5 protein-coding genes and 1 pseudogene are annotated in these 6,541 nt (G+C 73.7%); 4 read left to right on the top strand and 2 right to left on the bottom strand.

The features are described 5' to 3' along the window. Positions 1–9 precede the first annotated feature (9 nt). Complete coding sequence (locus L7D48_RS23760) at positions 10–1,011, bottom strand: ATP-binding protein (RefSeq protein WP_237882297.1); 1,002 nt, start codon at positions 1,009–1,011, stop codon at positions 10–12. Positions 1,012–1,115: 104 nt separating this feature from the next. On the opposite strand from L7D48_RS23760, the gene L7D48_RS23755 reads away from it, so the two are divergent. After that, entirely contained in the window at positions 1,116–1,940 is an 825-nt protein-coding gene (locus L7D48_RS23755; RefSeq protein WP_237882295.1) for an oxidoreductase, read from the top strand. A 424-nt stretch (positions 1,941–2,364) separates the two neighbouring features. Here L7D48_RS23755 and L7D48_RS23750 read toward each other — a convergent pair whose 3' ends face one another. After that, a complete protein-coding gene (locus L7D48_RS23750) occupies positions 2,365–3,201 on the bottom strand; it encodes an HAD family phosphatase (RefSeq protein WP_237882293.1) in 837 nt (278 codons plus the stop codon). A gap of 452 nt (positions 3,202–3,653) precedes the next feature. Here L7D48_RS23750 and ssd point away from each other — a divergent pair, with 452 nt between their 5' ends. The 3 genes and pseudogenes from ssd to L7D48_RS23735 form a co-directional block, all read left to right on the top strand. After that, a complete protein-coding gene (ssd, locus tag L7D48_RS23745; RefSeq protein WP_237882291.1) occupies positions 3,654–4,754 on the top strand; it encodes a septum site-determining protein Ssd in 1,101 nt (366 codons plus the stop codon). 92 nt (positions 4,755–4,846) lie between these two features. Beyond that, the gene (locus L7D48_RS23740; RefSeq protein ID WP_237882299.1) at positions 4,847–5,992 is read left to right on the top strand and encodes a TadA family conjugal transfer-associated ATPase; all 1,146 of its coding nucleotides are present in this window, start codon (positions 4,847–4,849) and stop codon (positions 5,990–5,992) included. Beyond that, positions 5,989–6,541, top strand: a pseudogene (locus L7D48_RS23735) (hypothetical protein); the annotation flags it as partial. The gene L7D48_RS23740 and the pseudogene L7D48_RS23735, both read left to right, overlap by 4 nt.

The raw sequence follows: 6,541 nt of genomic DNA, 5'->3' as shown, positions 1-6,541 counted from the left end.
GGAGCCGACTCAGGCGGTCCGGGAGGTGGGGGCCGGCTCCTCGCGGAGCACGAAGGCGGGATCGACCTGGGCCGCCAGGTCGGCTCCCGTCTTCGCGTTGCCCCAGCTCTCGGCGTTCTTCAGGTGGAAGTGCACCATCTGCCGGGTGTAGCGCTCCCAGTCGCGCAGCCCGTACGACGCGTCCGCCGTCTCCTGCATCATGCGCAGCGCCTTGTGGTTCGCGTCCTCCAGCTCGGAGAAGGGCCGGACACGGCCCTTCTCCATCGCGCGCACCCAGTCGGAGTGCCCGACGGTCACCAGCAGGTCGTCCCCGGCCTCCGCGTGCAGGAAGTCCAGGTCGTCCTGGCCCTGCACCTTGTTGCCAACCACGCGCAGCTGGACGTCGTAGTCCCGGGCGTACTCCTTGTACTGCCGGTAGACCGCCATGCCCTTGCGGGTCGGCTCGGCCACCAGGAACGTCATGTCGAAGCGTGTGAACATCCCGGAGGCGAAGGAGTCCGAGCCCGCCGTCATGTCGACGACCACGAACTCCCCGCGCCCGTCGACCAGGTGGTTCAGGCACAGCTCGACGGCGCCGACCTTGGAGTGGTAGCAGGCCACGCCCAGATCCGCCTCGGTGAAGGGACCGGTGGCCAGCAGCCGTACGTCGCCGCCGTCGGGGACACCGCCGGGCCGGACGCGGCGGGCGCAGGCGTCGTACACGGGGTTGTCCTCGGTGATCCGCAGCAGCCGGGACCCCTCGCCGGGCGGAGTCGTCTTGATCATCGTCCCGGCCGAGGCGATCCGGGGGTTGGTGCCGCGCAGGTACTCCTTGATCAGCGGAAGGTGGGCGCCCATCGCGGGCAGGGCGGCCGCCTCCTCCTCGTCCAGGCCCAGCGCGACGCCCAGGTGCTGGTTGATGTCGGCGTCCACGGCGACGACGGGGAGGTGCTGGGCGGCGAGGTGACGGACGAACAGCGAGGACAGCGTCGTCTTGCCGCTGCCGCCCTTTCCTACGAAAGCGATTTTCATGGTCGGAAGCGTAGTGGGGGACCCGCGGCACGGAGGGGGACCGCGTGAAGAAGACCACTCGATCGTGGGGCGTTCACGCCTTCGGGGGTGCGTAGGGTCTAGACATGCCTAAGACTGCTGATCCCCTCGCCGCGCTGGGCTCGCTGCCCGGCGTCGCCGACTCCGTCGAATCGGTGCGCAAGGCCGTGGACCGGGTGTACGGGCACCGGGTGATGCGGCGGCGCAGCAGCGAGGTCACCGCCGAGGCGGTGCTGCGGGGCGCCCGCGCCTCGGCGGCGCTCGACGGCGCCGACTGGCCGCTGGAGGAGGTGCGCCGCCGCAGCGACTTCGGTGCGGACGCCGAGGCGCGCACGGTCGGCGCGGCCCTGCGGGCGACCGCGGAGGCGGGCCAACTGCTGGACGTGTGGCGGCAGTCGCCCCTGCGGGTGCTGGCCAGGCTCCATCTGGTGGCGGCGGGCGGAGAGGCGGAGGGCGACCGGGTGGGTCGGCCGCGGCTGGCGGGCGAGCCGGTGGAGGAGACACTGGTGGCCGGGCCGGCGCTGCCGGACGCCGCCGAGGTCTCGGCCCGGCTGGACGCCCTGGCGCAGCTCGTCGTCGCGGGCACATCCGCGCCCGCGCTGGTGGTGGCGGCGGTGGTGCACGGCGAGCTGATGGCCCTGCGGCCCTTCGGCACGCACAACGGCCTGGTCGCCCGGGCGGCGGAGCGGATCGTGCTGATCGGCGGCGGTCTGGACCCGAAGTCCGTCTGTCCCTCGGAGGTCGGTCACGCCGAGCAGGGCGCCGGCGCCTATGCCGAGGCGCTGAAGGGATACGTCTCCGGCACCCCGGAGGGAGTGGCGGGATGGATCGGCCACTGCGGCCGGGCGGTGGAGCTGGGCGCGAGGGAGAGCACCGCGGTCTGTGAGGCCCTTCAGCGCGGGGCGGCCTGACGCCGGGGAACCCGGCGGGGGCCCGGGAGGCGTCACCGAAGCTCCCCGCACAGTGATGCGGCGGCACCGGCGCGAGGTCGGTGTCGCCGCTGGCACGTCCGCCGGGGTACCAGGCGTGCACGGTATCGCCGTCATCAGGTGGGACTTCGCCCGGCCCTGGTGCGGCCGGCCCTATCGCGGGTCTGCTGCGCGTGGGTTCCCGGCTTCCATGCTCGGTCCGTGGGGCCTTCGTCCGCGCCGACCCCCCTTTCGGGTGGGATCGGCCAGGTCTCGCGGGCCGTTGACTCCTTTGTACCCCAAACGGTGATGAAGCGGAACCTCTCGCCGCAGAGCTTTGCTTTACCCCTCAAATGCCCTGTAGGCGCACATGGACCGTCGTAGAGGCGCATAAGGGGCCGCAGGCCCCGCCGGAGGACGGCGGTGCTCAGGCCGTGTGGAGACGGGCGCGCCGCCGGCCGGCGTACCAGACCAGGCCGGCGGTCGCCGCCGCCGCGCCCACCGCCACCGCGGCGGCCAGCGCGGGGCGCTGCGGCATGGTGAGGGAGGGCACCCGCTGCTTGAGGCGCACCGGGCGCTGGAAGGTGAGGATCGGCCAGTCCCGGGACACCGCCTCCCGGCGCAGCGCCCGGTCGGGGTTGACGGCGTGCGGGTGGCCGACCGCCTCCAGCATGGGGATGTCGGTGGCCGAGTCGCTGTAGGCGTAGCAGCGCGAGAGGTCGTACCCCTCGGACTCCGCCAGCTCGCGGACGGCCTCCGCCTTGGTCGGGCCGTACGCGTAGTACTCGATCTCGCCGGTGAAGCAGCCGTCCTCGACGACCATGCGCGTCGCCACGACGCGGTCCGCGCCTATGAGCTCACCGATCGGCTCGACCACCTCCGCGCCGGAGGTGCTCACGATCACGACGTCGCGCCCGGCGAGGTGGTGCTCCTCGATGAGGGAGGCGGCCTCGTCGTAGATGATCGGGTCGATGAGCTCGTGGATGGTCTCGGCGATGATCTCCCTGACCTGCTGGACGTTCCAGCCGCGGCACATCGCGGACAGGTAGGCGCGCATCCGCTCCATCTGGTCGTGGTCGGCGCCCCCGGCGAGGAACACGAACTGCGTGTACGCGGTGCGCAGTGCGGCGCGCCGGTTGATCAGCCCGCCGTGGTAGAAGGACTTGCCGAAGGTGAGCGTGCTCGACTTCGCAATGACCGTCTTGTCCAGGTCGAAGAAGGCAGCGGTGCGCGGCAGCGAGTGGTTTTCCACGAGGTTGAGCATATGCGCCCACCATTCGGCGTAAGGTAGGGCGCGTGGGTTTGCCTGAGAAGGCTCTCGGGTACACCATGGAAGTCACGGATCGTTCGCGACCGTGCTACCCCGGTCCGGCTCCTCCCCCCCCGAGTCGGCCGTGGAGACGACCCCCGCTCTCCCCCCCGGCGGGGGTCGTCGCATGTCCGGACGCGTTTTCGTGTCTTCGGGCTCCTCTCCTCCCCTCCCTCGGTCCGCGGTGGCACCGGCCCTCTCCTTCTGCGACCGGTCACTCTCCGTATTCGTCAGTCCGCTCATGCGGAGTCGCTCGTTTGAGTGAGCGAGTTATTCACAACTGCCGAGTTGTCCACACATTTAGACCAAGATCATCGAGTTTTTCCGTTCCCCGGCACGGTGATTGAGCGCGAAGTTCGCGGGTCCGCCGCGAACTGGAGAGCGAGAATCCGGAAGGGGAACGGGACGTGACCGGAAGCATCCTGATCGTCACCGAGGACGAGAAGTTGCTGGACGATCTGCTGCGCCTGTGCGCGGCGGCCGGGGCCGAGGCGGAGGTGGAGCACGGGGCACCGCCGGGCCCGGGACGGTGGGAGAGCGCTCCGCTGGTGCTGGTCGGTGACGACCGGGCCGATGCGCTGTACCGGTCGGCGCGTGCGCCCGCGCGCCGACCGGGGGTGCTGCTCATCGGCCGGGATCTGGACGACCCCGGCGTCTGGCGGCGCGGTGTGGGGATCGGAGCGGAGCACGTGGTGCTCCTGCCCGACGGCGAGTCGTGGCTCACCGGCCGGATCGCCGACGCGGCCGAGGGGGTGGGGCGGCAGGCGCTGACCGTCGGGGTGATGGGAGGCCGCGGCGGCGCCGGGGCCTCCACCCTGGCCTGTGCGCTGGCCCTCACGGCCGCGCGTGCCGGGCACCGCACGATGCTCGTCGACGGCGATCCGCTCGGCGGCGGGCTCGACATCCTCCTCGGAGGGGAACGGGCGGAGGGCCTGCGCTGGCCCGCGTTCGCCGACTCGCGCGGTCGGGTCGGCGGTGCGGCTCTGGAGGAGTCCCTGCCCAGGCTGCACGGTCTGCGGCTGCTCAGCTGGGACAGGGGGGAGAGCGCGGCCGTCCCGCCGGAGGCGGTGCGAGCGGTCCTGGGGGCGGCCAGACGGCGTGGTGGAGTGGTGGTGGTCGACCTGCCGCGGCGGCTGGACGAGACGGTCGCCGATGTGCTGGCGCAACTCGACCTCGGCCTGCTGGTCGTACCCGCCGAGCTGCGGGCCGTCGCGGCGACGCAGCGGGTCGCCTCCCGGGCCGGCCTGGTGCTGCGGGACCTGCGGGCGGTGGTGCGAGGCCCCTTCGGGCCGGGGCTGGACGGCGAGGAGATCGCCCGGCTGCTGGGGCTGAGCCTCGCCGGCGAAATGCCCTCCGAGACAGGACTGTCGGCCGCGGTGGACGCGGGCCGGCCGCCCGGAGCGGACACGCGAGGTCCGCTGGCCCGGTTCTGTGCGGAGTTCTGGGCCCGCGCCCTGCCGGAGGGCGGGGCCCGGCCCGCCGGCGGCCGGGGGAGCGTGGCCGCGTGAGCGCGCGTACGGAGGCTTTGAGGAGGACGCGCGAGGAAGCGGACGCGCATGCGCGGGCGGATGCTTACGGTGGGGCGCCGGCTCCGCGGACGCTGGTGGACGCGGTGCGTCTGCGGCTGGCGGAAGCCGGTGCGGAACCCACGCCCGCCCGGGTCGCGGCGGCGCTGCGGGCTCAGGGGCGGCTTCTCGGGGACAGCGCGGTGCTGGGCGTGGTGGAGGCGCTGCGGTCGGAGATGGTCGGTGCCGGTCCGCTGGAGCCGCTGCTGGCCGAGCCTGAGGTCACGGACGTCCTGGTGACCGCTCCGGACGAGGTCTGGGTGGACCGCGGCGGCGGAGTGGAGCGGACCGCCGTCCGTTTTCCCGACGCGGCGGCGGTACGCAGACTCGCCCAGCGGCTGGCCACCTCGGCGGGACGGCGGCTGGACGACGCCCACCCATGGGTGGACGCCCGGCTCCCGGACGGCACCCGGCTGCACGCGGTACTGCCCCCGGTGGCGGTCGGCTGCACATGCCTGTCCCTGCGGGTGGCCCGCCCTCGAGCCTTCGCCCTGCCGGAGCTGGTGGCGGCCGGAACGGTGCCCCCGGGCGGGGAGGCGCTGCTGGGGGCGGTCCTTGACGCCAGGCTGTCGTTCCTGGTCAGCGGTGGGACGGGGTCGGGGAAGACGACCTTGCTGTCGAGCCTGCTGGGACTGGTGGGGCCGAGGGAGCGGATCGTCCTGGCCGAGGACTCGGCCGAACTGCGCCCCGACCATCCGCATGTGGTGCGGCTGGAGACGCGTCCGGCCAACCAGGAGGGCGTAGGCCGTGTCACCCTGCGGGACCTGGTGCGGCAGGCGCTGCGCATGCGGCCGGACCGGCTCGTCGTCGGCGAGGTGCGCGGAGCGGAGGTGACGGATCTGCTGGCCGCGCTCAACACAGGCCACGAAGGGGGCTGCGGGACGGTCCACGCCAACGCGGCGGCCGACGTACCGGCCCGGCTGGAGGCGCTGGGCACCACGGCGGGGCTCGACCGGACGGCGCTGCACAGCCAGCTCGCGGCGGCGCTGTCGGTGGTGGTCCATCTGGTGCGGGATCGCCGGGGCCGGAGACGGATCGCCGAGATCCATGTGCTGGAGCAGGACCGGTACGGCCTGGTGGTGACGGTGCCCGCCGCCGTTTGGGGGCCGGACGGCTTCGTGCGGGAGCGGGGCTGGCTGCGGCTGGAGCGGCTGTGCGCACGGGGCGGTGGTGCGCTGTGACGGCGGCCGGTGCGCAGGCGGGTGCGCAGCCCGAGGTGGTGTACGCGGGTTCGGTGTGCGCGGCGATGGTGTGCGCCGGAGCGATGAGCAGGCTCCTGGGCCGCCCCGGCGAGGGGTTGCGGAGGGCTCGGCTGCTGTGCCCCGGCGGCGCCGAGCCGGTGTCCCGGTGGGGCGGCCCGGCAGCCGGTGCCGTGGAGGCCGCCGTCCGGACGGTGCGCGGACTGGGGGCCCGGGTGGGTTCCGCGGGGTGGTGTCCGGTGGGCGGTGCCCTGCTGGCGTTGCTGGGGGAGTCGGTGCTGCCGCTGCTGGCCGGTGCTGTGGCGGCGCCGCTGCTCGCCCGTCGGTTGCGCGTACGGGAGCGGCGCCGTGCGGGAGCGGCCAGAGAGGCCGCCGTCATCGCCCTGTGCTCGGCGGTGGCAGGTGAGCTGCGAGCGGGGCGTACGCCCGAGCGGGCTCTGCTGGCGACCGGCATGCCCGGCTTCGGGGACACCGGGGCGGTGGTGCTGGCGGCCGCCCGTTTCGGAGGGGATGTGCCGGGGGCGCTTCGGC

It is taken from the genome of Streptomyces sp. ICN903 (assembly GCF_022015835.1).
Lineage (GTDB): Bacteria > Actinomycetota > Actinomycetes > Streptomycetales > Streptomycetaceae > Streptomyces > Streptomyces fenghuangensis.
The sequence above is the reverse complement of the archived record's forward strand: the minus strand, read 5'-3'. Positions and strand labels throughout refer to the sequence as shown.